A 22983-nucleotide genomic window follows, 5' to 3' on the forward strand; every position below is an offset into this window, starting at 1 on the left:
TGCATCCGGGGTTCTTCGTCTGTCGGGGATCCTCTTTAGGGTGGGGGCATGCATTCTGACGTGAGCGACATCGCAGAGAGTGTGACCGCAAACCCCTGGACGGCCTGGGGCGCCGTCGCGATCGCGATCGCCGTGGTCGTGGTCGTCGCCTTCGTCGTCGTCTGGGTCTTCAAGGCGGTGACGAACCGGCTCGGCCGCCGAGCGCGCGTCTTCGCCGAGCTCAACACCCGCTTCTCACAGCCGATCTTCTGGCTGTTCGTCGTCGTCGGTGCGAAGGCGACCGTCGTGACGCTCTTCCCGGACGGGTTCGAGACGCTGCGCGGAGCGCTGAGCTACGCCCTCACGCTCGCCATCATCGCCGTGGTCGGCTGGATCATCGGCAAGGTCCTCGTGTTCCTCATCGACGGGGCGAGCGTCAAACAGGAGGCTTCCGGGTACGACGAGTTCATCGCGCGGCGCCGTCGCACGCAGCTGCGGATGATCCGACGACTCGTGATGGCGCTGGTCGCGGTCCTGACCGTCGCCGCGATGCTCCTGACGATCCCCGGCGCCGAGACATTCGGGGCGTCGTTGTTCGCGTCCGCTGGTGTCGCGTCCATCGTGGCCGGTCTCGCCGCGCAGTCGACGCTGGGCAACGTCGTCGCGGGCATCCAACTCGCGTTCACGAATGCGCTCAAGGTCGGCGACACCGTCGAAGTCGACGGTCAGTACGGCACGATCGAGGAGATCACGCTGACGTACGTCGTCGTCCAGATCTGGGACGACCGGCGTCACATCATGCCGTCGACCTACTTCACGACGACGCCGTACACGAACTGGACGCGCAACCAGAGCGCGGTCACCGGCACCGTATTCCTCGACGCCGATTACACGGTGGACGTCGACGCCGTCCGCGCCGAGCTGGAGCGGATCGTGGATGCCGCCCCCGAGTGGGACCGGCGCAGCTGGGGTCTCATCGTCTCCGATGCGACGGGTGGCGTCGCGAAGCTGCGCGCGTCGATGACAGCGGCCGACGCCGACCTCCTCTGGTTCCTGCAGTGCCGTGTCCGAGAGCAGCTGCTGAAGTTCATCGCGACGCAGCGTCCGCAGGAGCTCGCTCGTTCCCGCGTGGTCGTGGATCCCGCGGCAGACTCGTCGTCTTAGACGGGAAGCTGTTCGAGCTGGGTGAGCGCCCACAGGACCCAGTACGCACTGAAGGCGGCTGAGGCGATGCCCGCGCCGATCGCCGTCCAGCACCACCCGCGTGGCTGCGCTCGCCGAGCCAGCGCGACGACGCCGAGCACGGCACCGACGAGGCCGAAACCTGCGCCCCACGGTCCGAACCATGACACGACGACGCCGATCACGGCGAGCGTCACCGCGACGAGGCCGAAGCGCGTGACGTTCTGCTGACGGGCGCGTCGTGCACGCGGGCGGTCCGCGACGTCCGGGTGGATCCAGCCGAACGTCTCGGCCGCGACGACCTCGATCGGGCCTGAGGTGGTGGGATCTGCCACGGACTTGCGCTCCTCGGCGCCTCGGCCGGGGAGCGTCTCGTGTGACGTCGTGTCGGTCACGCGACCGCCGCCTCGCGGGACGCGACCTGAATCTCCGTGACGGGGAGCGTCGAATCCGCCCCGAACGCGAGGGTCGACGGCGCGCGGCCATCCATGATGAGCTGCGACGCGAGCGCCGCGATCATCGCGCCGTTGTCGGTGCACAGACTGAGCGGCGGGATCCGCACGGCCACGCCCGCATCCGCGGCACGTTCGAGCGCGACGTCGCGGAGCCGCCGATTGGCGATCACTCCCCCGCCGAGCAGCAGGCGAGGGACGCCGCGCTCCGAGCACGCGTCCAGAGCCTTGGTGACGAGGACATCGACGACCGCCTCACGGAAGCTCGCTGCGACATCCGCGATGGGAAGCTCGTCGCCGCTGTCCGCGCGCTGCTCGACCCAACGGGCGACCGCGGTCTTCAGGCCCGAGAACGAGAAGTCCCACCGGTGTCGTTCGCGCTCGCTGGCGCGACTCAGGCCGCGCGGGAAGCGGATCGCGGCCGGGTCTCCGCCCACGGCGGCGCGATCGATCTCCGGGCCTCCCGGGTAGGGCAGTCCGAGGATCCGCGCGACTTTGTCGAACGCCTCGCCGGCCGCGTCGTCGATCGTCTCGCCGAGCAGTTCGACGTCGGTCGTGAGGTCGCGCACGTGGAGCAGCGATGTGTGTCCGCCGGACACGAGCAGCGCGATCGTCGGCAGCTCAAGACGTTCCGCATCGGGCGCGACGAGGTCGGCCGCGATATGACCGACGAGATGATTGACCGCGTACAGCGGCTTCTCCAGCGAGACCGCCAGCGCCTTCGCCGCGCCGACGCCGATCATGAGCGCGCCCGACAGACCGGGACCGCTCGTGACCGCGACGGCATCGAGATCGCTCAGCGCGATGCCCGCCTCGGCGACCGCACGCTCGATCGACGGCTGCAGTGCCTCGAGATGCGCCCGCGCGGCGACCTCCGGCACGACGCCGCCGTAGCGCGCGTGCTCGTCCATGCTGCTGGCGATCGTGTTCGACAACAGCGTCGTGCCGCGCACGATCCCGATCCCGGTCTCGTCGCAGCTCGTCTCGATCCCGAGCACGAGGGGCTCGTCACGGTTCATGCGCGCACCTCGCTTCCGATGGCACCGTGCGACGATCGTGGTGCCGCCAGTTCCAATCGCATCACGACGGCGGCGACGTCATCGGGCTGGTAATAGCGCTCGCGCCGCCCGATCTCGACGAACCCCTCACTCTCGTACAGGCCGATCGCGACCGGATTGTCGGCGCGCACGTCGAGGAAGATCTCTCGCGCGCGCCGTTCGCGCGCCGTGTCAATGAGACTGCGCAGCAGCGCACGGCCGTGCCCGCTCCCCCGTGCGTCCGCTGCGACCGCGATCGTCTGCACGTCGGAGTCCCTGCCGCCCGCGAGATGGCGCAGCCCCGCGTATCCCGCGACGCGTCCGTCCTCCTCGAGGACGACGTAGCGGCCGTGGTCGCTCTCGAGCTCCGCGCGCATCATCGTCTCGCTCCACGCGTCGGTCGGGAAGCTCTGCCGTTCGAGCGTCATGATCGCGTCCAGATCGCTCATCGTTGCCGGGCGGATCATGTGCTCACCCGCTTCACGACCCCGGGCGGGCGCGCGTCCGGCGCACGCAGGTAGAGCGGTTCGATCTCGACGATCGCGTTCTGCCGGATCATCCGCGCCGCGATCCGTGCGATGTTCGCCGCCGGGATGCGCGTCGTGGGGACCGCCCCTGCTTCGTCATTCTGCACCCGGTCGCGGAGTGACTGCGGAACCGACGACCCGGGGGTGGACGGTGAGTGCACAGCGAGCCAGGCGAACGGGTCCTCGGTGTGAGGGAGGAGTTCGGGGCCCGCGGTACGGTTCGGCAGGTCGCCGACAAGACCTGCGTAGGCGCTCACGGCGTTCTCGCGACGGCGTGCGTCGGTGACGATGACGAATAGGGCCGACGGATCCTCGTCGAGCACTGCGAGCGCGGCCGCGTCGTGACTCGCGACCGGCACGACGGGGATGCCCCGCCCGATCGCGAACGCGCGCGCGGCGGCGATGCCGATGCGGAGCCCGGTGAAGGGTCCCGGCCCCATGCCGGCGGCGACGTGCGTGATATCGGCTGGCGTCACGTTCGCCTCGGCGAGCGCCTGCTCGATGAGCGTGCCGATGACCTCCGCGTGGCCGCGGGGCGCCTCGCTCGACGCCTGACCGCGCACCTCATCTGACTCCGCGTCGACGATCGCGACGCCGGAGCCGATCGAGGAGTCGATTGCGAGGATCATCTTCTCCAGAGTAGGCACCGGCAGCTCAGAACCCGCCCGATGAGTATTGCGTTACGACAACGGTCCGAGGTGCGTCGAGATCAAGGTTCTCCGGGTCGCCGGCGTCCCCGACCGGACGCTCGATCTCGACCTCCCACCACGTGTCCGCGATCTGGTCGACGAGGCCCCGGCCCCACTCGACGATGGTGACCGATGACGCAAGGTCGAGGTCGAGATCCTCGAGCTCGACGGCGTCGCCGAGGCGGTAGGCGTCGGCGTGCACGAGCGGCGCGCGGCCGATGAGCGACGGGTGCGTGCGCGCGATCACGAACGTCGGCGACTGCACCGGACCGCGCACGCCAAGCCCCTCCGCGATCCCCCGCGTGAGGGTCGTCTTCCCGGCGCCCAGCGGTCCGGTCAGCACGATGACGTCGCCGGCCGTGAGAGTGCGCCCCATCTGGCGTCCGAGGTCCTCCATCGCCGCCGACGTCGCGATGGCGTGGCTGCCGGCGAGAAGCTCCATGCGTCCATTCTCCCCCGTTGTGGGCGGTGTGCCATTCCGGTCGCGCAAAAGCACCTTCGGCGGCAGATGTGGGTGCTTTTGCGCGACCGGAGTCGACGCGAGCGCCGGCTGTCAGTTCGCCGTGGTGCGGGGGACGCGCGGGCCGATGCGCGTGACGATCTCGTAGTTGATCGTGCCGGCCGCGTCGGCCCAGTCCGTTGCCGAGGGGGCGCCGGTGAGCGGATCCCCGAACAGCACGGCAAGGTCGCCCACCTCGACCGGGGTATCGCCGACGTCGACGACGAACTGGTCCATGGCGACGCGGCCTGCGACGCGGAACTTCTGACCGTGGATCCGTACGGGCCCCGCGTTCGATGCCTGGCGCGGCACGCCGTCCGCATAGCCGAGCGGCACGAGCGCGAAGGTCGTGTCGCGTTCGGCGCGATAGTCATACCCGTAGGAGGCGCCCTGGCCCGCCTTCACGTGACGCACGGCGGCGATCGGCGCCCGCACCGTCATAGCGGGGCGCAGCCCGAGGTCGGCCGAGGATCGGTCGTCGAAGGGCGACAGCCCGTAAACGCCGATACCGGCACGGATCGCGTCGAGGCGCGTCGACGGCAGGTCGATCGCGGCGGCGGTGGCGGCGAGGTGGCGGATCCGAGGTGAGAGCCCCGCGTCCTGTGCGGCGGCGATCGCCCCCTCGAACAGCGCCAGTTGCGCGAGATCGTCGGCCTCGGAGGCGCCCGAGACGTGACTGAAGAGCCCCTCGACGCGCAATCGGCCTGCGCGCTCGAGCTCCGAGGCTTCCGCGATGATGGCGCCCCACTCCCGCGGCGACGCCCCGTTTCGGCCGAGACCGGTCTCGAACTTGATGTGCACCGCGGGCGCGGTGGAGGCCGCGTGCGACACGACGCGGCGCAGCTGGTCGAGGCTCGACACCCCGATCTCGACGTCCGCGGCGAGCGCCGGGGCGAAGTCGGCGTCCGCCGTGTGCAGCCACGCGATGATCGGAACGCCGATGCCAGCGGCTCGCAGCTCGAGCGCCTCCGCGAGATCCGCGACCCCGAGGCGTGACGCGCCGCCCGCGATGGCGGCACGGGCGGCTGTGAGCGCGCCGTGACCGTAGCCGTCGGCCTTCACGACCGCGATGAACTCCCGCGTCTGCGCGGTCGCACGCAGCGCGCGCACGTTGTGCTCGATCGCGCTCGGGTCGACGAGCGCTTCGCGCATCATGCGCCGGACTCCAACACCGCGTACGCGAGGGCCAAACCGCCGTCATGAGAGAGCGACAGGTGCTGCCGGGTCACGCCGCGCCCGGCAAGCGTCTGCGCTGTGGACCCGGTGATCACGTAGTTCGGTGCCTGGCGCTCCCCGAGACGCGGGACCTCGATCTCCTGCCACCGCACGCCGTCGGATCCGCCGAGGGCTTTGATGAGCGCCTCCTTGGCGGCGTAGCGCGCGGCCAGCGAACGGAGCGGCAGCTCCCGTTCGTGCGGGGTGAAGAGGCGTTCCATCAGACGGGGAGAGTGGGCGATCTGCCCCTCGAATCGTTCGATGTCGACCATGTCGACGCCCACCCCGATGATCATCTTCCCAGCCTACGCCGCGCGCCGCGGCACCCCGCGTCACTCGACCGTGACCGACTTCGCGAGGTTGCGGGGCTGATCGACATCGAGTCCCTTCGCGGTGGCCAGGCCCATCGCGAAGATGTGGAGCGGCACGACGGCCAGGAGCGGCTCGAACAGCGGACTCGCGAGCGGGATCCGCAGCACCTCATCGGCCGATGGCAACACGGCCGAGTCGCCCTGTTCGGCGATCGCGATCACGCGGGCGCCGCGCGCTCGGATCTCCTCGATGTTCGAGACGACCTTCTGGTGCATCGTGATCGACCCGCGCGGCGACGGCACGACGACGAACACCGGCTGACCGGGCTCGATCAGTGCGATCGGGCCGTGCTTGAGCTCGCCGGCGGCGAAGCCCTCGGCGTGGATGTAGGAGATCTCCTTGAGCTTCAGCGCACCCTCGAGGGCGATCGGGAATCCGACGTGGCGGCCGAGGAACAGCACGGACCGGGTGTCGGCCATCCAGCGTGCGAGCTGTTCGATGCGCTCCTGCTCGTTGTCGAGGATCCACTGGATCTTGTCCGGCAGCGCCTCGAGCTGCGCGACCGCCTCGATCGCGACGTCGTCGGCGAGCGTCCCGCGCACGTCGCCGACGTGGAGGGCGAGCAGGTAGAGCGCGGTGATCTGCGCCACGAACGCCTTGGTCGAGGCGACCGCGACTTCGGGTCCGGCGTGGGTGTAGACGATCGCGTCGGACTCGCGCGGAATCGTCGCACCCTGCGTGTTGCAGATCGACAGCGTCTTCGCGCCGAGGCGCGCGGCTTCCTTCACCGCCATGAGGGTGTCCATCGTCTCGCCCGACTGGCTGATGGAAACGACGAGCGTCGACGGCGACAGAATCGGATCCCGGTAACGGAACTCGTGCGCGAGCTCGACGTCGACAGGGATCCGGGCCCACTTCTCGATCGCGTATTTGCCGACGAGGCCCGAGTAGTACGCCGTGCCGCAGGCGAGGATCACGACGCGGTCGATGTCGCGGAAGAGGTCGTCGAGACCGTCGAGCTCCGGCACGCGGATCCGGCCGTCATGGATGCGGCCCCGCACGGTGTTGGCGACGGCCTCGGGTTCCTCCGAGACCTCCTTCGCCATGAAGCTCGACCAGCCGCCCTTGTCGGCCGCGGACGCATCCCAGGACACCTCGAACGGCTGCGGCTCGGCCGGGTTGCCCGCGAAGTCGGTGACCTCGACGGCATCCGGGGTGATCGCGACGATCTCGTCTTGGCCGACCGCGAGCGCACGTCGCGTGTGCTCGACGAACGCGGCGACGTCGGATCCGAGGAAGTTCTCGCCGTCGCCGAGTCCGATCACGAGCGGCGAGTTGCGGCGAGCCCCGACCACGAGGTCCGGGTGATCCTGGTGCGTGGCCAGCAGCGTGAACGCCCCTTCAAGGCGGTTCACGACGGCGCGGAACGCGGCGACGAGGTCACCCGTCTCCCGGTACGCGCGAGCGATGAGCGCCGCGGCGATCTCGGTGTCGGTCTGGCTCAGGAAGGTGACGCCGTCGGCGACGAGCTCGCGCTTGAGGTCGGCATAGTTCTCGATGATGCCGTTGTGGATGACCGCGAGACGGCCATCGTCGGCGAGATGCGGGTGCGCGTTCTCATCAGTGGGGCCGCCGTGGGTCGCCCACCGCGTGTGTCCGATGCCGGTGGTGCCAGCGCGCAGCGGATCCGTCTCGAGCGCCTCGCGCAGACGCGCGAGCTTTCCCGCGCGCTTGCGCATGCCGAGGGACCCGTCCTCGCCGATGACGGCGATCCCCGCGGAGTCGTAGCCACGGTATTCGAGCCGCGCAAGCCCGGCAACAAGGATGTCCTGACTGTCACGCGAGCCCACGTATCCAACGATTCCGCACATGTCGCTCATCCTAGAACCGCGGGGCTGTCAATCCCGCGAGCGGCACGACCTCAGAGCTTGCGGAGGAGCACGCGTTCAACGGCGTGCTGGGCGCCCTTGCGGAGCACGAGCGTGCCGCGATGCTTCGTGGGCTCGACGTTCGTGACGAGGTTCGGCAGGTTGATGTCGTCCCAGATGCCGCGGGCGGTCGCGATCGCCTCGTCGTCGGAGAGGTGCTGGTAGACATTGAAGTACGACGCGGGGTTCGAAAACGCGCCCTCGCGGAGCTTCAGGAAGCGGTTGATGAACCACTTCTCGATGTGCTCGGTGTCGGCGTCGACGAAGATCGAAAAATCGAACAGATCGCTGACCGCCACGTCGTTCGGCGTGGGCGGCGGCTGCAGCACGTTCAGCCCCTCGACGATGAGCACGTCCGGCCGACGCACGACGACGGACGCGTCCGGCATGATGTCGTACTTCATGTGCGAATAGAACGGCGCCCGCACCTCCGTCTCGCCGGACTTCACGCGGGTGACGAAGTCGACCAGCGCGCGCCGGTCGTAGGACTCGGGGAAGCCCTTGCGGTCCATGATCCCGCGCTGTTCGAGCTCCGCGTTGGGCAGTAGGAAGCCGTCCGTCGTGACCAGTTCGACCCGCGGGGTGTCGCTCCAACGGCTCATCAGCTCCCGCAGCAGACGCGCGACGGTCGATTTTCCGACGGCGACGGATCCGGCGACGCCGACCACGAACGGGATCCGCGGCTGCTCCTCCCCCAGGAACTCCGCGACCTCGGATCCGATCTGCCGTACGCCGCGCGCCCATGCGCTCAGCAGCCGGCTCATCGGCAGGTAGACGTCGCGCACCTCGCCAACGTCGAGGCGATCTCCGAGACCGCGGATCTGCACGATCTCCTGCTCCGTGAGCGGCTGCGGCATGCCCTTCGCCAGGCGCGCCCATTCCGCTCGAGGAATGTCTCGATAAAGGGAGGGCTGCAGGGCGCTACTGGCGGGATCCATCCGCGTCATCATACTTCGCGGTCGCCCCTTCCCCTGTCACGCGCGCCTCCCGACTGCGGTTTTCCACGGTCCGCCTGAACGCTATTGTTTCCCCCATGCGACTCGGCGTTCTCGACATCGGTTCCAATACGGTGCACCTTCTCGTGGCCAATGCGCAGCCCGGAGGGCGCCCCCTCGCCAAGACGAGTGAGAAGTCCATGTTGCGGGTCATGCGGTACCTCGAGCCCGACGGCTCCATCTCACGCGAAGGCGTCGACGGGATCCTCACGGCCGTGCGGAGCGCACGCGAGGTCGCCGAGCAGGAGAACGTGACGGAGCTGCTCGCGACCGCGACAAGCGCGATCCGCGATGCCACGAACGGTCCAGAGGTCATCGCGGAGATCGAGCAGGCCGTCGGGCAGAGCCTGCAGGTGCTCGGCGGATCCGAGGAGGCGCGCTTCACGTTCCTCGCCGTTCGCCGGTGGTTCGGCTGGTCGGCGGGACAGATCCTGCTGTTCGACATCGGCGGCGGATCCCTCGAGATCGCCGGCGGCGCCGATGAACTTCCCGACCTCGCCGAATCGGTCCCGCTCGGCGCGGGGCGCATGACGGTCGAGTTCCTCCCACAGGATCCGCCGGGTGATGCCGCCGTCGAACGGCTCGCCTTCCATGCCGAGGAGACTCTTGCGGCCGTCGCGACGCGCTTCGGGCGGATCCCGCGACCCGACCACATCGTGGGCAGCTCGAAGACGATTCGATCGCTGTCGCGGCTCGTCGGCTACAAGCGCCCTGGTTGGTCGGGCACCCCGCGCTGGATGCTGCCGCGCGCGGCACTCGATGCGTGGATCCCGGTGCTGGCACGGGTGCCCGCCGAGTCTCGGCAGGAGCTGCCGGGGATCACGCCCGAGCGCACATTCCAGATCACGGCGGGCGCGGTCGTGCTCCGCGCGGCCATGGAGGCGCTCGACGTCGACGAGCTCGAGGTATGCCCGTGGGCACTGCGCGAGGGCATCCTGCTGCGGTACACGGAGGACATGGGGTGGTGATCCCGGTCGGTAGGCTGGTCGCATGACCTCCCCTGCCGAATCCGCCGGATGCGGGTGCGGATGCGGCGCGCCGTCGCGCGAGGCCTTCGTGTCGCTGACTCCCCGCCGGGCCGCTGCGCCGAACACCGACCCGGCGGCACAGCACGCGGTCGCGCAGGCGCGGATCCCCGCCGGCACGTTCACGATGGGCGATTCCTCTGGCGACCGCAATCCCGCGGATGGCGAGGTGCCGCTCCACGCGGTCACGCTGTCGGCATTCGACATCGACGTCACGAGCGTGACCAACGCGGACTTCGCAAAATTTGTCGCGGCGACGGGCTACGCCACGGAGGCGGAGTCCTTCGAGTTCTCGGCGGTGTTCCACCTCGCGCTTCAGGCCGACGAGGGCGACGTTCTCGGGGTTCCGCCGGCCACACCGTGGTGGTACGGCGTGCGCGGCGCGGACTGGCGCCACCCGGCGGGAAGGCATTCGTCGATCGACGGCCTCGACGATCACCCCGTCGTGCACGTCAGCTGGAACGATGCCCAGGCCTACTGCGCGTGGGCAGGCAGGCGCCTCCCGATAGAGGCGGAGTGGGAATACGCGGCTCGCGGCGGGCTCGACGGGGCAACGTACCCGTGGGGCGATGACGCTGTCGACGCCGACGGCTGGCGCGCGAACATCTTCCAGGGCACGTTCCCGGACGCCAATACCGCCGAGGATGGCTTCGCGACCACGGCCCCCGTGCGTTCCTTCGCTCCGAACGGGTATGGCCTCTGGCAGACGGTCGGCAATGTCTGGGAGTGGTGTGAAGACTGGTTCGATCCGAATGCCTACCGGTCCTCACCGGTGCGGGATCCGCGGGGACCGGCCCGTGGGCAGTCGCGCGTGCTGCGCGGCGGTAGCTACCTCTGCCACGATTCATACTGCAACCGCTACCGAAACTCCGCGCGATCACAGAACACGCCCGACTCCTCCATGGGCAATGCGGGGTTCCGCACGGTGTCGTTGCGAGACGGGAGCTCGGCGTGACTGACAGAAGATTCCCGCGGCGCGTCTACCGCCAGGGGGGCGAACCGGATCCGCGGTTCAGCCTCGCGAACGAGCGCACCTTCCTCGCGTGGTTGCGCACGGCGCTCGCGATGTACGCCGGCGCGTTCGCCCTCGAGGCGATCGACCTGCCCGCGGCTCCCGGCTGGCGCGTCGCTGCGGCGGCGGTGTTCCTCGTGCTCGGAACGATCTGCGCCGTGCAGGCGCTGCTCGGATGGGCGCGGACAGAGACATCGCTCCGGCGTAACGAGCCGCTGCCCGGGCTCGGCATGGGCGGCGTCATCGTCGTCGGCGTGCTCGTCGCGGTCGCGATCGTCATCATCGGCATGTTCGTGTGATGACCGTTCAGGGCGTCTACGATCCGGGGCTACAGGCCGAGCGCACGCTGCTGGCGTGGCGCCGCACGTGCCTGTCGTTCGCGATCGCGAGCCTCATCGGCGCCCGGTACACGCTCGACGTCTTCGGACTGTTCGCGATCGGGTTCGGCGTTCTCGGATCCGCTCTCGCCGCGGGCGCCTACTTCGCGGCGGCACGCGGCTACCAGCGCGCCCAGCGCTCGCTGCACGAGGCGGACTCGCCCGGCACGAGCGGCACGCCCGTCCTGCTGGCGACGCTCGCCGCGCTGCTCGTCGGCGCGGCATGTGCTGTGTTCATCGCGTTCGGCTCGAGCACGCTCTAGCGCCCGGGCGCGATGAGACGCGAGCGCGGCTCCGCCCTTTGTCGCGCAGGAAAGGACGGCCATGCACTCGCGAACGCGAGCCTCGAACGCGGCGTCAGAGCGCCAGGCGCTCCCGGACGACGGTCGCGAGGCGTTCGGCGGCGTCTTGGGCGATCTCGTGCGTCGATGCCTCGACCATGACGCGCACGAGCGCCTCGGTGCCGGAGGGGCGCAGCAACACGCGGCCGCTGTCTCCCAGCTCGGCCTCGACGGCGCGTACGGCGGCCTGCACCTCTTCGTCACCGACGCCTTCCTTGTCGACGCCGTCGACGTTGATCATCGTCTGCGGCAGCACCGTCATGATCGAAGCGAGGTCGGCAAGCGACCGTCCCGTGCGCGCCATCTCGGCGGTTAGCTGCAGACCGGTCAGCAGGCCGTCGCCGGTCGTGGCGTACTCCTTGATGATCACGTGCCCTGACTGCTCGCCGCCGAGGGCGTAGCCGCCAGCGTTCATCGCCTCGAGCACGTAACGGTCGCCGACAGACGTCTGGAGCACGCGGATCCCGTGGCGCTCCATCGCAAGCTGCAACCCGAGGTTGCTCATCACGGTCGCGACGAGCGTGTTATCGACGAGCCTGCCGCGCTCGTGCATCGACACCGCGAGGATCGCCATGATCTGGTCGCCATCGAGCACCTTACCCGACGCGTCGACGGCCAGGCATCGGTCGGCGTCGCCGTCGTGCGCGATGCCGATGTCGGCGCCGTGCCCGACGACCGCGCGCTGCAGGACCTCCAGGTGGGTGGAGCCGACGCCGTCGTTGATGTTCATGCCGTCCGGGTCCGCGCCGACAACGGTCACGCGCGCGCCGGCATCGGCGAACAACTGCGGCGAGACGCCGCTCGCGGCGCCGTTGGCACAGTCGAGGACGACGTGCAGGCCGTCGAGTCGTGCAGGCAGCGCGCCCAACAGGTGCAGCAGGTAGCGGTCCTCGGCATCGGCGAATCGCGCGATGCGACCGACGTCACGGCCGGTCGGCAGCAGCTTCTCTGTGACGAGATGCTCTTCGATGCGCTGCTCGACGACGTCGGGCAGCTTCACACCGCCGCGCGCGAAGATCTTGATCCCGTTGTCGGGAGCCGGGTTGTGCGACGCCGAGATCATGATCCCGAAGTCGGCGTCGAAGTCGTTCACGAGGAACGCGAGCGCCGGGGTCGGGATCACGTCGGCGTCGTAGACGTCGACACCACTCGCGGCGAGGCCCGCTGCGACGGCCGCACCGAGGAAGTCGCCGGAGATGCGGGAGTCGCGCGCGATGACCGCCTTCGTGCGACGGCCTTCCGCACGGCGCGCCTCCGCGAAACGGCCCTGGCCCAGGACGACCGCGGTCGCCTGGGCCAGGTTGAGTGCAAGGTCGGCGGTGAGGGTGCCGTTGGCGAGCCCCCGGACGCCGTCCGTGCCGAACAGAGCCATCAGGGCTCGATCAGCGCTTCGAGAACTGCGACGCCTTGCGGGCCTTCTTGAGGCCGGCCTTCTTGCGCTCGATGACGCGAGCGTCGCGCGTGAGGAATCCGGCCTTCTTGAGCGAGGGGCGGTTGTTCTCGCGGTCGATCTCGTTGAGCGCACGGGCGATCGCGAGGCGCAGCGCACCGGCCTGACCCGAGGGTCCGCCGCCGCCGATGCGCGCGATCACGTCGTACGAGCCGGTGAGGCCGAGCAGCGTGAACGGGTCGGTGATGAGCTGCTGGTGCAGCTTGTTGGGGAAGTACTCCTCGAGCGTGCGGCCGTTCACCGTGAAGGTGCCCGCACCGGGGATCAGGCGCACGCGCGCGATGGCGCGCTTGCGACGACCCACGGCAGCGCCGGGGACGCTGACGACGGGGCGCGGGGCCTCGGCGTCAGCCTCGACCGTGGCCGGGGTCTCAGTGGAGTAGTTCTGAACGTCTTCAGTCACGAGTTAGTCCTTAAAGCCGCGGCGCTTACTGGGCGACCTGGTCGAAAATGTACGTCTGGGGCTTCTGAGCGGCGTGCGGGTGCTCGGCACCGGCGTACACCTTCAGCTTCTTGAGCTGCTCACGGCCCAGCGTGTTCTTGGGGAGCATGCCGCGGATGGCCTTCTCGACCGCGCGGACGGGGTTCTTCTCGAGAAGCTCCTCGTAGCTGATCGACTTCAGGCCGCCCGGGAAGCCCGAGTGGCGGTAGGCCATCTTGCGCTGCGCCTTGTTGCTGGTCAGGACGACCTTTTCGGCGTTGACGATGATGACGTGGTCGCCCATGTCCATGTGGGGGGCGAAGGTGGTCTTGTGCTTGCCACGCAGAAGGATGGCGGCGTGCGAAGCGAGGCGACCGAGAACGACGTCGGTGGCGTCGATCACGAGCCACTCGCGCTGGGCGTCACCGGCCTTCGGGGTGTAAGTGCGCGTCACGATAGTGCTGCTTTCTTGTCGAACGGAGGAGTTCGTGAATCCCGCTCCGGGGCGGTTGTCGGCGAAAACCGGGCAACTCAGCCGGTGGAGGGCTCACGTTCGTGGCACACGCGGGAGCGCGCGCCAAAGCTCAACCTTACCGGATCCGGTGGGCGAGCGCGAACGCAGACCCTGCCTCTCACCTGGGAGTTCAGCGAACAATGTCGGTCACAATGGAGAGCATGACCGCTTCTCAGCCGCTCGTCGTCGCGTTCGATCTCGACGATACGCTCGCCCCGTCGAAGTCGCCCGTCGATCCGCGCATCGCGCAGCAGCTCGTCGACCTCGCGCGCCGCGTGGAGGTCGCCGTCATCTCCGGTGGCCAGATCACACAGTTCCGTTCGCAGCTCGTCGACCGCCTGCCCGACGCCGCCAACGCGCTCGCGCACATCCACCTGCTGCCGACGTGCGGCACGGCATATTACCGCCACGACGGATCCGAGTTCGCGCTGCTCTACTCGCGCGACCTCACCGACGACGAGAAGTCACGCGCGCTCGCGGCCGTCGAGGAGGAGGCAAAGCGCCTCGGCTACTGGGAGACAGACACCTGGGGCGAGATCCTCGAGGACCGCGGCTCGCAGATCACCTTCTCGGCGCTCGGCCAAGCGGCCCCCGTCGACGCGAAGACGGCGTGGGATCCGACGAGCGAGAAGAAGTCGGCCCTCCGCGACGCCGTGGCGGCTCGGATCCCCGACCTCGAGGTGCGTTCGGGCGGATCCACGTCGGTCGACATCACCCGCAAGGGCATCGACAAGGCGTACGGCATGAATCAGCTCTCCGAGCAGACGGGCGTCTCGCTCGACGACATGCTGTTCTACGGCGACCGCCTCGACGAGGGCGGCAACGACCGCCCCGTGCTCGACATGGGCGTCGAGTGCGTCGCCGTCACCGGGTGGGAAGACACGGCGGAGAAGCTCGACGTGCTGCTCGCGGGGCTACCGCAGCGGATCGCCTGACCCCTACCGCCGGTCGCGGCGGTACTCGGCCTCGATCAGGATCGGCAGGTGGTCGCTCGCGCCCTGCGGCAGCGTGATGACCTCGCCGATCGAGAGCCCGCGGCTCGTGACGAAGTCGTAGTGGCCCTTGAAGAAGCGGTACCGCGTGTAGGTGCGCGTGTCGCTGAGGGTCATGTCGTAGCCGTGTTCGCGGATCTGGTCGCCGAGGCGCTCCTTGAACACGGGGTAGTTGTAGTCGCCGGCCATGAAGGTCGGCGTGCCGGGACCGAGGTGCTCGAGCGCCTGCAGCGCCGATCGGATCTGCGAGCGCCGCAGCGAGTTGAGGGCCGTGAGCGGCGCCGCGTGGAACGACGCGAACGTGATCTCGCGGCCGCCGTCGATGTCGAACAGCTGCACGCCGAGCAACCGCTCGTGCGCGGGACGCAGGACGATGTCGTGGAGCGACTTCTTGAGCCCCATCGAGACAGACTCGACGAAGTGGTACGAGCTCTCGCGGTAGTAGATGGCGAGTCCGAGGCGGTTGCGGTCGGTCGCAGCGGCGAGCCGCAGACCCTCGATTCGGCTCGGGAGGTTCTCGACATCGGCCTCCTGCAGGCACATGACGTCGGGGTCCCAGCGCTCGGCCCTGGCATCGAGCTCGGCCGCGGCTGCGTGCTTGCGAAGGTTGTACGACAGGATTCGCATGGTCCTCTCACGGTAGCCCCGCGGGCTGTGCCGCCGATACCGTCTCGCTACGAATCGTCTATGACATCAAGCGGATCCCTCCGGGCGCGTGTCTGCTCGGCGCGCGCCGCGAGCTGATCGTCCGGTGGATAGCCCACCTCGGTCAGCGTGAGTCCCCGCGCATCAAGCACAGTGAAGGCGCTCGTGCGCGTACGCTCGTCGCGCAGCTGAGCGACGTCCGCGACGTCAAGGCGCCCCTCCCCCACGGCGACGCACGCGCCGACGAGCGCTCGCACCATCGAGTGGCAGAAAGCGTCGGCCTTCACGTTCGCGACGAGCACGCCGTCGGCTCCGCGGCGCCAGTCGAACTCGAGCAACGTCCGGACGGTCGTCGCGCCCTCACGCGGCTTGCAGTAGGCGGCGAAGTCGTGCAGCCCGACGAGCGTCGAGGCGGCGGCGTTCATCGCCTCACCGTCGAGCGGGACGCGCACGAACGTCGTGTCGCGGCGCTGCAGGGGGTTGTATCCCACGGTCCGATCGGCGATGCGGTACGTGTACCGTCGCCACGCGGCCGAGAACCGCGCATCGAAGCCCTCCGGAGCGATGCTCGTACGCGAGACGGCGACGTCGGCATAGGGCCCCAACACCCCTTGCAGCTTGCGCGCGAGCGGTGCGGCGGGGTCCGGGTCCGACGATCCGCCGCGGCTCAGACGCGTGGCACGCGCCCACTGTTGTTCGTCGAGATCGACGTGCGCGACCTGCCCCGTGGCGTGCACCCCGGCATCGGTACGCCCGGCGACCACGAGACGCACGTCGCTGCGCAGGATCCGCCACAGTGCGTCTTCGAGCGTGCCCTGCACCGTGCGCAGACTGGGCTGCGTCGCCCAGCCGCGGAACTCGGCCCCGTCGTACGCGATGTCGAGCCGGACCCGGCGCGATTCCGGTCGCGCAAAAGCACCCATCTGGGGGTCCGGAAGGTGCTTTTGCGCGACCGGAGTCGACGGATCCGTCATGCCGCCAGCCGCGTGAGCGCCTCGATGACGACCTGCGCCGAGCGGGCGGCCGCGTCGTCGATGTGGGTGGCGAACTCGTCCGAGTCGGGGGCGCACAGGTCGCTGATCGCCCGGCACGCGGCGAAGCGGACGCCGTGGTTGTGCGCGATCTGCGCGATGGCGGCCGTCTCCATGTCGACGGTCCGCACCGCTGGGAAATCCCGCCGCAGCACGTGGGCAAGCTCAGTCGTGACGAACTTCTCGCCGGACCCCATCGCCGCTTCACGCACGTCGCCCGCGGCGTCGGTGAGCGCCGCGACAAGGGCCGGATCCGCGGCATAGGACGCCGGCATCCCGGGCACTTGCCCGAGCTCGTAGCCGAAGGCGCGCGCGTCCGCGTCGAGATTCACCACGGATCCGCCCACGACGACATCGCCGACGCGAGCATCCGACGCGAGCCCGCCCGCGGAGCCGACGCTCACGAGGATCACGCCCTCCGGTCCGTAGCGGTGGAGCGCACCGGCGGCGGCGTCAGCGGCGTTGACCATGCCGATGCCGCTGATCACGAGCACGACAGTCGCGTCACCGAGCACGATGCCACGGTGGACCGCGCGCCCGACGGGGATCGGGTCACTCGCCTCGCGCGCGGCGTCGAGGAACGGCTGCGCCTCCTCCTCCATCGCGACCTGGAGGACGATTGCGGTCATGCCGAGCCGTCCGCGAACACCGTCAGCCACTCGTCGCGCTTCGCGAGGAACGCACGCACAGCGGTCTTCGCGCCGTCCAGCGAGTGGCTCGCTCCCCATCCGCACTGCACGGTGTTGGCGGCGGGTACCTCGGTCGCGTCGAGGATGTCGGTGAGCGTCGCGGCAACGAGGTCGGCGACCTCCTCGGTCGTGTGCTCGCCCTCGACGATCAGGTAGAAGCCCGTCTGGCATCCCATCGGCGAGAAGTCGAGGACGCGGCTCGAGTGGTCGCGGCTCTTCTCGGCGAACAGGTGCTCGATCGAGTGGATCACCGGCATCTCGAGATGGTCGACGTTCGGCTGCGCGAACCGCACGTCGAACTTGACGATCACGTCGCCCGCGGGGAGCGTCTTCCGGTCGGCCACCCGCAGATACGGCGCAGCGACCTTCGTGTGGTCGAGGTTGAAGGATTCGACGTTCATCCGGCCCTGATCAGTCACGCCCCCAGGTTACCGGCGCAACACCGCGTTCACGATGCGTCCGACCGCCGACGTACGGCGGGCGGTCTTCTCCCACTTCGAGAGCGCAACGGCGAGAAGCAGCGCGAGACCGTAGAAGAGGTCATTCACCCAGTTGGGGAGCCCCGCAAGCTGCAGCCCCTTGATTCCCACCGCGAGTACGTACATGGCCACGACCGTGCCCCAGACGTTGAACCGACCGCCCTTGAACTGGGTAGAGCCGAGGAACACGGCGGTCAGCGCAGGGAGCAGGAAGCTCGGTCCGACCGTCGGATCCCCTGCGTTGATGCGGCTCGTCAGAACGGCTCCGGCGAGTGCGGCGATGGCGCCGCCCGCCGTCAGACTCCAGATCTGCATCGACTCGACGCGGACGCCCGCGAGCCGCGCGGCCTCGGGGTTGAATCCGGCCGCGTACATTCGCCGACCGGCGGGCGTGCGTTCGAGCACGTACCAGCTCGCGAACGCCACGATCAGCAGGAGGTAGACGGGGACGGTGATCCCGAAGATCTGCGTCGCCGCGATCATTCGATAGTCGGGACCGAGATCCAGGATCTGTTGACTGTTCGACACCCATGCCATTCCGGCGAGGAGAATCGAGCTCATCCCGAGCGTGGCGATGATCGGCTCAACGCGGAGCTTCGTGATCACGATCGCCGTGACAAATCCGATTGCGGCGCCGACGACCAGCACGAGCGGCAGCTGGATCGCGATCGGGAGGCCGGCACGCGCGAGCATCCAGGCTGAGACGATGGCGGCGAACCCGACCTGGGCGCCGATCGCGAGGTTCAGCGAACCGGCGATGAGCGGAACGAGCGCACCGATCGCGGCGATGCCCGTCAGCGCCTCGGCGTCGAGTAGAGAGCGCCACACTCCGAGCTGGAGGAACCTGTCGGGGATCCAGATCGAGAAGACGATCACCATCACGGCGAGGATGTAGATCGCGCTGATGTTGCGGAATGACAGGGCGTGCAGGACTTCTTGGCGGGAGATGCTCACGGGGGATCCTTCGGGTAGGAGGAGAAGTGTCAGGCGAGCCCGTAGCCCTCGGCGACGAGTCGATGTTCGGTGAGGTCGGCGCCAGAGAGCGTGACGGCGTGGTGCCCGTCGCGCATGACGATGACGCGATCGCAGAGGCGCAGGAGTTCCTTCGCGTCGCTGGAGGCCACGACGACAGCGGTGCCGCGAGCGGCGGCAGCGTCGACGGAGGCGTAGATCGCGGCCTTTGCTCCGATGTCGACGCCCTGGGTCGGTTCGTCAAGCAGGAGGATGTCCGGGTCATCGCGGAGGGCGCGCGCCATGACGATCTTCTGCTGATTGCCGCCGCTGAACTGTGACAGTCGCTGCTCTGTCCGGGGCGGCCGGACGCCGAACTCCGACATGAGTCGTCCGGCTTCGGCGCGTTCGCGTCCGACGGAGATGGCTCCGAAGCGTCCCGTGAGCGTGCGCAGCTGCGGAAGCGTCGTGTTCTCGCGCGCGGTGAACTCCGCGACCGAACCGAGTCGGGCGCGGTCGGAAGGAACGAAGGTGATGCCGCGGCGCAGGCTCGCCCGTGGCGACCGGTGCTGATAGTCGCGACCGGACACGACAACGCGGTCCGCGGCGGCGTCTTCTGCGCCGAACACCAGCGACGGCACCGCTTCGCGTCCGGAGCCAAGGACACCGGCGACGCCGACGATCTCGCCGCGCCGCACGTCGAAGTCGAGGTGTTCGACGGTGCTGCCGCGGAGGCCGCGGACGATGAGCACCGCGTCAGCTTCGGAGTCGAGAGCGCGGGCACCGCTGGGGTCGGTCGTCGCGTGAGCGGCCGCGCCCGTGATCAGCTCGACGAGACGCGCGTGATCGAGCTCGTCGATGCGCTCGTCGGCGACGGTCTGTCCGTCGCGGAGTACGATCGCTCGGTCGGCGAGGTTCAAGACCTCGTCGAGTCGGTGTGAGACGAAGACCACACCTGCGCCGTCGGACGCGAGGCGTCGAACCGCGTCGAACAGCACCTCGACCTCGTTGCGATGAAGCGACTCGGTCGATTCGTCGAGCACGATGACGTTCGAGGGGTGGTCCCAGCCGTCGAGTGCGCGACAGATCGCGACGACGGCGCGTTGCGCGGGCGACAGCTCGCGCACCGGCCTGTCCACGTCGAACGGTGCGCCGAAACGCGAGATCAGCTCGATCGTGCGCGCCCGCTCCGAGGCGGCGCGGAGCGGTGCGGCCGCCCCCGCGCCCTCGTCCTTCACGAGCGCGAGGTTCTCGGCGGCGGAGAGCTCGCCGATCAGCGCCAGATCTTGGTGGATGAAGTGGAGCTCCACCTCGTCGGCGAGCTCCACTTCGCCCTCGTCGCGCGCGTAGACCCCGGCGAGCACTTTCACGAGCGTGGATTTCCCCGACCCGTTGTGCCCCGGCACCGCCACGATCTCGCCGGGGTTCACGTCGAGACTCACGCTGTCGAGCGCGACCAGGTTCGAGAATGCCTTGACGATCCCCGTCGCGCGAAGAAGCGGCCCGGTGCCCACACGCGCGCCCATCAGCCGACGAGCCAGTTCTCGGCGAACCGGTCCTGGTAGTCGGGGATGCTGACGTAGCCCTCGCTCGCGTTTGCCGGTGCTGATTCCTGATCGATGACATGGGTGATGGTGCTCGCGCGGGTCGCGACGTCCGGCCACTCATAGCTCTGTCCTGCCATCTCGCGGAGGAGCTGGTCGAGCACGGTCCACATCATGAGATTGAGGTCGACCGCGAGCGTCGCGTCCTGCTCTCCGTTCGCGATCTGCTCATAGTTGGGCGGTGCCGGCCACATCGCGATACCGCCGACGTCGAGGCCAGCGAGGGAGATCCGCTGCGGCAGGCCGATCTGCACCTCATCGACAGCGGCGATGAAGTACTCGGTGTCGGGGTTCGACTGCAGGTCGCTCACGACGCGATCGGCCGCGGTCGAGCCGAGTTCCGCGATCGGGATGTCGACGACGCGCATCGTGCAGCTCGGGCACAGCTCCTCCATCTTCGCTTCGGCGCCCTCGAGCTCCAGAGCGGAGAACGGGAACTCCGGCACGTTGTAGAAGACGAACTCCTCCGCGCCGCCCGAGCGCATGATCGCGGCCGCTGCGAGTGCTTCGCCGTTGATCCGCATCCATTCCGCACCGTTGAACGCCTCCGGCAGTCCGAACTCGGTCGAATTGACGATCGAACCGCTGGCGATCGGGGCGCCCATCTCCTCGAGCTGCGCAATCTGTGATTCGAAGAAGACCGGGTCGAGCGTGATGTTGATCACGCCGTCCGGCTCGAGCTCGACGACCGTGTTCATCGCGCTGTTGATGCTCTGGGCGTCGCGACCGGTCTCAACCCTCTCCAGGTCGATTCCGAGGAGTTCGGCCGGCGCCTGCAGGTTCTCCCACATCACGGCGCTGACGGGGGTGCCCACGTCGAGATAGACGATCTGCGCGCCTTCTTCGACAGGCTCGTCCAGGGGCTCGTCGATCAGCAGGTCCTTGTCCGACTCGACGGCCCAGGGCTGGAGGAACTCTTCAGCGGCGGCGAGGGCACCCGACGCGTCCGTGGATTCGGATTCTGGTTCGGGCTCATTAGCGTCGCTGGTCGCCGAGCACCCCGCGAGGGCGATCGCCCCGATCGAGACGAGGGCTGCTGCTCGGATTCGGCTCTTACTGTGATGTACGCGCATCGTCGCACGTCCTTTCCTGTGTGTGATTGGTGCTGTCGTCAGAATGGATAACGCTGGATTCGCGACTGGAGCGTCGCCCATTGGCCGGTCGTGAAGGCCTCGATGTTTGCCTCGTGCCCGCCGAAGCGCGCCCCGGTGCCAGAGGCGCCCGTCCCCCCGAACGGCGCCTGCGCCTCGTCGTCGACGGTCTGGTCGTTGATGTGGAGGATGCCGGTGTCGATGCGCTCGGCGAGCTCATACGCGCCGAAGGCATCGGACGAGAGGATTCCAACCGAGAGCCCGTACTCGCTGGCATTGATGATGTCGATGGCTTCGCCGACGTCATCGAATCTCAGCACCGGTGCAACCGGCCCGAAGATCTCTTCGACGAATGCCGGATGATCGGCGCGCACATCACCGAGCACCGTGGGTCGGTAGAACAGATCGGTGTATTCGCCTCCGGCGAGCACGCTCGCGCCGGTCTCGACGCTGCGCGTGACGATGTCGTGCACCCTGTCGCGCTGCGACGCGTCGATGATCGGACCGAGCGGAGTTCCCGTCGACGGGTCGCCCACGCCGAGCGCCGCGGCCTTCTCCGCGAGAAGACGGGTGTACTCGTCGTAGATGTCGGCGTGGACGAGGTGGCGCCCCGTCGTCATGCAGATCTGTCCCTGGTGGAGGAAAGATCCCCACGCTCCCGCCGCGGCGGCCGCGGCGACGTCGACGTCGGGCATCACGAGCAGAGCGTTGTTGCCGCCGAGCTCGAGATGCACCCGCTTGAGGAGCCGGCCCGCGCGTTCGCCGATCGCGCGACCGGCCACGGTGGATCCGGTGAAGGAGATGACCGGCACATCCGGGTGGTCGACGAGCGCCGCGCCGGTCTCGGATCCGCCAGGAACGACCGCGAGCACTCCCTCGGGGAGCCCGGCCTCCACGAGCGCGGCGGCCAGGATCAGTCCGCCGGAGACGGCGGTGCGCGGATCCGGCTTCAGGACGACGGTGTTGCCGAGCGCGAGCGCCGGAAAGACGGACCGCGACGACAGGATTGCGGGGAAGTTGAAGGGCGAGATGACCCCCACGACGCCCACAGGACGCCGACGCGACAGGCTGAGGCGCGGATGGGTGGACTGCAGCAGCTGCCCGTACGGCATCATCGCCGTCGCGGCGGCGGCGTGGGCTTCGCTCACGACGATGCCGACTTCGAATTCGGCCTTCCCGCGACCGGATCCTGCCTCGCGCACGAGCCAGTCGGCGACCGTGTCGGAGTTCTCCTCGAGGATCACTGCCGCGCGGCGCAAGACGGCCGCACGCTGCTCCGCCGGCCTCGCCGCCCATTCGCGCTGCGCCGCTGACGCTCGGCCGACCGCGTCGTCGAGGTCGGCGGGCGTGCCAGAACCGACCTCCGCGATCTGTTCTCCCGTTGCCGGGTTCACGACCGGCCGGGTCTCCTCCACCGGCGACCACCCACCGATGTATGCGCGTCCGCGCCACTCGCGCTCCTCGAAGAACGTCATCGTCTCTCCCATCCACGCCGCCCTCTGCGACGACTGGATCCGACGTTAGGAGCGCGCTCACGTTCGGCACC

26 protein-coding genes are annotated in these 22983 nt (G+C 69.0%); 6 read left to right on the plus strand and 20 right to left on the minus strand.

The genetic code is table 11. The annotated features are described in order from the left end of the window. Nucleotides 1-48 precede the first annotated feature (48 nt). Nucleotides 49-1143, plus strand: a complete 1095-nt coding sequence (locus tag IEW87_RS13880) for a mechanosensitive ion channel family protein (protein ID WP_188712988.1) — start codon at nucleotides 49-51, stop codon at nucleotides 1141-1143. Here IEW87_RS13880 and IEW87_RS13885 read toward each other — a convergent pair. The 9 genes from IEW87_RS13885 to coaA form a co-directional block, all read right to left on the minus strand. Then, the gene (locus IEW87_RS13885) at nucleotides 1140-1556 is read right to left on the minus strand and encodes a hypothetical protein (protein ID WP_188712989.1); all 417 of its coding nucleotides are present in this window, start codon (nucleotides 1554-1556) and stop codon (nucleotides 1140-1142) included. The two genes, IEW87_RS13880 and IEW87_RS13885, sit on opposite strands and share 4 nt — an antisense overlap. Then, nucleotides 1553-2632, minus strand: a complete 1080-nt coding sequence (gene tsaD / locus IEW87_RS13890; RefSeq protein ID WP_188712990.1) for a tRNA (adenosine(37)-N6)-threonylcarbamoyltransferase complex transferase subunit TsaD — start codon at nucleotides 2630-2632, stop codon at nucleotides 1553-1555. The genes IEW87_RS13885 and tsaD overlap by 4 nt, the downstream gene beginning before the upstream one ends. After that, on the minus strand, nucleotides 2629-3117 hold the full coding sequence (gene rimI, locus IEW87_RS13895) for a ribosomal protein S18-alanine N-acetyltransferase (protein ID WP_188712991.1): 489 nt from the start codon (nucleotides 3115-3117) through the stop codon (nucleotides 2629-2631). The genes tsaD and rimI overlap by 4 nt, the downstream gene beginning before the upstream one ends. Further along, a complete protein-coding gene (gene tsaB, locus IEW87_RS13900; protein WP_188712992.1) occupies nucleotides 3114-3806 on the minus strand; it encodes a tRNA (adenosine(37)-N6)-threonylcarbamoyltransferase complex dimerization subunit type 1 TsaB in 693 nt (230 codons plus the stop codon). The genes rimI and tsaB overlap by 4 nt, the downstream gene beginning before the upstream one ends. 25 nt (nucleotides 3807-3831) lie before the next feature. After that, nucleotides 3832-4308 carry a tRNA (adenosine(37)-N6)-threonylcarbamoyltransferase complex ATPase subunit type 1 TsaE gene (tsaE, locus tag IEW87_RS13905; protein WP_188712993.1) on the minus strand — a complete coding sequence of 159 codons (477 nt, stop codon included), beginning with the start codon at nucleotides 4306-4308 and terminating at the stop codon, nucleotides 3832-3834. A 111-nt stretch (nucleotides 4309-4419) separates the two neighbouring features. Next, the gene (gene alr / locus IEW87_RS13910; protein WP_188712994.1) at nucleotides 4420-5520 is read right to left on the minus strand and encodes an alanine racemase; all 1101 of its coding nucleotides are present in this window, start codon (nucleotides 5518-5520) and stop codon (nucleotides 4420-4422) included. Continuing rightward, nucleotides 5517-5876: a holo-ACP synthase gene (locus IEW87_RS13915; protein ID WP_188712995.1), complete on the minus strand. Its 360-nt coding sequence runs from the start codon at nucleotides 5874-5876 to the stop codon at nucleotides 5517-5519. Before IEW87_RS13915 ends, alr begins: the two co-directional genes overlap by 4 nt. Before the next feature lie 36 nt (nucleotides 5877-5912). Further along, complete coding sequence (gene glmS, locus IEW87_RS13920) at nucleotides 5913-7763, minus strand: glutamine--fructose-6-phosphate transaminase (isomerizing) (protein WP_188712996.1); 1851 nt, start codon at nucleotides 7761-7763, stop codon at nucleotides 5913-5915. A gap of 50 nt (nucleotides 7764-7813) precedes the next feature. Beyond that, nucleotides 7814-8758, minus strand: coding sequence for a type I pantothenate kinase (coaA, locus tag IEW87_RS13925; protein ID WP_229731216.1), 945 nt, complete (start codon nucleotides 8756-8758; stop codon nucleotides 7814-7816). Nucleotides 8759-8853: 95 nt separating this feature from the next. On the opposite strand from coaA, the gene IEW87_RS13930 reads away from it, so the two are divergent. The 4 genes from IEW87_RS13930 to IEW87_RS13945 are packed head-to-tail and all read left to right on the plus strand — an operon-like array spanning nucleotide 8854 to nucleotide 11492. Continuing rightward, nucleotides 8854-9783, plus strand: a complete 930-nt coding sequence (locus IEW87_RS13930; RefSeq protein WP_188712997.1) for a Ppx/GppA family phosphatase — start codon at nucleotides 8854-8856, stop codon at nucleotides 9781-9783. Nucleotides 9784-9805: 22 nt separating this feature from the next. Then, nucleotides 9806-10795, plus strand: a complete 990-nt coding sequence (locus IEW87_RS13935; protein ID WP_188712998.1) for a formylglycine-generating enzyme family protein — start codon at nucleotides 9806-9808, stop codon at nucleotides 10793-10795. Beyond that, nucleotides 10792-11151, plus strand: coding sequence for a YidH family protein (locus IEW87_RS13940; RefSeq protein WP_188712999.1), 360 nt, complete (start codon nucleotides 10792-10794; stop codon nucleotides 11149-11151). Before IEW87_RS13935 ends, IEW87_RS13940 begins: the two co-directional genes overlap by 4 nt. Beyond that, on the plus strand, nucleotides 11151-11492 hold the full coding sequence (locus IEW87_RS13945) for a DUF202 domain-containing protein (protein WP_188713000.1): 342 nt from the start codon (nucleotides 11151-11153) through the stop codon (nucleotides 11490-11492). The genes IEW87_RS13940 and IEW87_RS13945 overlap by 1 nt, the downstream gene beginning before the upstream one ends. A 94-nt stretch (nucleotides 11493-11586) precedes the next feature. Here the strand turns inward: IEW87_RS13945 and glmM are convergent, their stop codons facing one another. The 3 genes from glmM to rplM are packed head-to-tail and all read right to left on the minus strand — an operon-like array spanning nucleotide 11587 to nucleotide 13895. Further along, the gene (gene glmM / locus IEW87_RS13950; RefSeq protein WP_308420930.1) at nucleotides 11587-12942 is read right to left on the minus strand and encodes a phosphoglucosamine mutase; all 1356 of its coding nucleotides are present in this window, start codon (nucleotides 12940-12942) and stop codon (nucleotides 11587-11589) included. Between the two features lie 10 nt (nucleotides 12943-12952). Continuing rightward, nucleotides 12953-13423 (minus strand): 30S ribosomal protein S9, encoded by a 471-nt coding sequence (rpsI, locus tag IEW87_RS13955; protein ID WP_188713001.1) that lies wholly within the window; start codon nucleotides 13421-13423, stop codon nucleotides 12953-12955. Between the two features lie 25 nt (nucleotides 13424-13448). Continuing rightward, nucleotides 13449-13895, minus strand: a complete 447-nt coding sequence (rplM, locus tag IEW87_RS13960) for a 50S ribosomal protein L13 (RefSeq protein WP_188713002.1) — start codon at nucleotides 13893-13895, stop codon at nucleotides 13449-13451. A gap of 221 nt (nucleotides 13896-14116) precedes the next feature. On the opposite strand from rplM, the gene IEW87_RS13965 reads away from it, so the two are divergent. Beyond that, nucleotides 14117-14890, plus strand: a complete 774-nt coding sequence (locus IEW87_RS13965; protein WP_188713003.1) for an HAD-IIB family hydrolase — start codon at nucleotides 14117-14119, stop codon at nucleotides 14888-14890. A 3-nt stretch (nucleotides 14891-14893) separates the two neighbouring features. On the opposite strand, the gene IEW87_RS13970 is transcribed toward IEW87_RS13965, so the two are convergent. Genes IEW87_RS13970 through IEW87_RS14005 form a run of 8 tightly spaced genes read right to left on the minus strand, consistent with a single transcriptional unit; the run spans nucleotide 14894 to nucleotide 22912 of the window. Continuing rightward, nucleotides 14894-15574, minus strand: a complete 681-nt coding sequence (locus IEW87_RS13970; protein WP_188713004.1) for an endonuclease/exonuclease/phosphatase family protein — start codon at nucleotides 15572-15574, stop codon at nucleotides 14894-14896. A gap of 47 nt (nucleotides 15575-15621) precedes the next feature. Beyond that, entirely contained in the window at nucleotides 15622-16515 is an 894-nt protein-coding gene (gene truA, locus IEW87_RS13975) for a tRNA pseudouridine(38-40) synthase TruA (protein WP_188713128.1), read from the minus strand. 47 nt (nucleotides 16516-16562) lie between these two features. Further along, a complete protein-coding gene (gene mtnN / locus IEW87_RS13980) occupies nucleotides 16563-17252 on the minus strand; it encodes a 5'-methylthioadenosine/S-adenosylhomocysteine nucleosidase (RefSeq protein WP_188713005.1) in 690 nt (229 codons plus the stop codon). Then, entirely contained in the window at nucleotides 17249-17731 is a 483-nt protein-coding gene (locus tag IEW87_RS13985; RefSeq protein WP_229731217.1) for an S-ribosylhomocysteine lyase, read from the minus strand. The genes mtnN and IEW87_RS13985 overlap by 4 nt, the downstream gene beginning before the upstream one ends. Nucleotides 17732-17740: 9 nt before the next feature. After that, nucleotides 17741-18745 (minus strand): ABC transporter permease, encoded by a 1005-nt coding sequence (locus IEW87_RS13990; protein WP_188713006.1) that lies wholly within the window; start codon nucleotides 18743-18745, stop codon nucleotides 17741-17743. A gap of 29 nt (nucleotides 18746-18774) precedes the next feature. Continuing rightward, on the minus strand, nucleotides 18775-20256 hold the full coding sequence (locus IEW87_RS13995) for a sugar ABC transporter ATP-binding protein (protein WP_188713007.1): 1482 nt from the start codon (nucleotides 20254-20256) through the stop codon (nucleotides 18775-18777). An 11-nt stretch (nucleotides 20257-20267) separates the two neighbouring features. Beyond that, nucleotides 20268-21419, minus strand: a complete 1152-nt coding sequence (locus IEW87_RS14000; RefSeq protein WP_188713008.1) for a sugar ABC transporter substrate-binding protein — start codon at nucleotides 21417-21419, stop codon at nucleotides 20268-20270. A gap of 38 nt (nucleotides 21420-21457) precedes the next feature. Then, nucleotides 21458-22912, minus strand: coding sequence for an aldehyde dehydrogenase family protein (locus IEW87_RS14005; protein WP_188713009.1), 1455 nt, complete (start codon nucleotides 22910-22912; stop codon nucleotides 21458-21460). Nucleotides 22913-22983: the final 71 nt, after the last annotated feature.

The organism is Microbacterium faecale (assembly GCF_014640975.1).
GTDB classification, from domain to species: Bacteria; Actinomycetota; Actinomycetes; order Actinomycetales; family Microbacteriaceae; genus Microbacterium; species Microbacterium faecale.

Coding starts and splice junctions, on each gene's coding strand:
- tsaE (WP_188712993.1), bottom strand. CDS start 4,308: ATGGAGCTTCTCGCCGGCAGCCACGCCATCGCGACGTCGGCGGCGATG.
- glmM (WP_308420930.1), bottom strand. CDS start 12,942: ATGGCTCTGTTCGGCACGGACGGCGTCCGGGGGCTCGCCAACGGCACC.
- IEW87_RS13945 (WP_188713000.1), top strand. CDS start 11,151: ATGACCGTTCAGGGCGTCTACGATCCGGGGCTACAGGCCGAGCGCACG.
- tsaB (WP_188712992.1), bottom strand. CDS start 3,806: ATGATCCTCGCAATCGACTCCTCGATCGGCTCCGGCGTCGCGATCGTC.
- coaA (WP_229731216.1), bottom strand. CDS start 8,758: ATGGATCCCGCCAGTAGCGCCCTGCAGCCCTCCCTTTATCGAGACATT.
- IEW87_RS13880 (WP_188712988.1), top strand. CDS start 49: ATGCATTCTGACGTGAGCGACATCGCAGAGAGTGTGACCGCAAACCCC.
- mtnN (WP_188713005.1), bottom strand. CDS start 17,252: ATGACCGCAATCGTCCTCCAGGTCGCGATGGAGGAGGAGGCGCAGCCG.
- IEW87_RS14005 (WP_188713009.1), bottom strand. CDS start 22,912: ATGACGTTCTTCGAGGAGCGCGAGTGGCGCGGACGCGCATACATCGGT.
- IEW87_RS13965 (WP_188713003.1), top strand. CDS start 14,117: ATGACCGCTTCTCAGCCGCTCGTCGTCGCGTTCGATCTCGACGATACG.
- IEW87_RS13935 (WP_188712998.1), top strand. CDS start 9,806: ATGACCTCCCCTGCCGAATCCGCCGGATGCGGGTGCGGATGCGGCGCG.
- truA (WP_188713128.1), bottom strand. CDS start 16,515: ATGGGTGCTTTTGCGCGACCGGAATCGCGCCGGGTCCGGCTCGACATC.
- alr (WP_188712994.1), bottom strand. CDS start 5,520: ATGATGCGCGAAGCGCTCGTCGACCCGAGCGCGATCGAGCACAACGTG.
- IEW87_RS13930 (WP_188712997.1), top strand. CDS start 8,854: ATGCGACTCGGCGTTCTCGACATCGGTTCCAATACGGTGCACCTTCTC.
- glmS (WP_188712996.1), bottom strand. CDS start 7,763: ATGTGCGGAATCGTTGGATACGTGGGCTCGCGTGACAGTCAGGACATC.
- tsaD (WP_188712990.1), bottom strand. CDS start 2,632: ATGAACCGTGACGAGCCCCTCGTGCTCGGGATCGAGACGAGCTGCGAC.
- IEW87_RS14000 (WP_188713008.1), bottom strand. CDS start 21,419: ATGCGCGTACATCACAGTAAGAGCCGAATCCGAGCAGCAGCCCTCGTC.
- IEW87_RS13970 (WP_188713004.1), bottom strand. CDS start 15,574: ATGCGAATCCTGTCGTACAACCTTCGCAAGCACGCAGCCGCGGCCGAG.
- rimI (WP_188712991.1), bottom strand. CDS start 3,117: ATGATCCGCCCGGCAACGATGAGCGATCTGGACGCGATCATGACGCTC.
- IEW87_RS13915 (WP_188712995.1), bottom strand. CDS start 5,876: ATGATCATCGGGGTGGGCGTCGACATGGTCGACATCGAACGATTCGAG.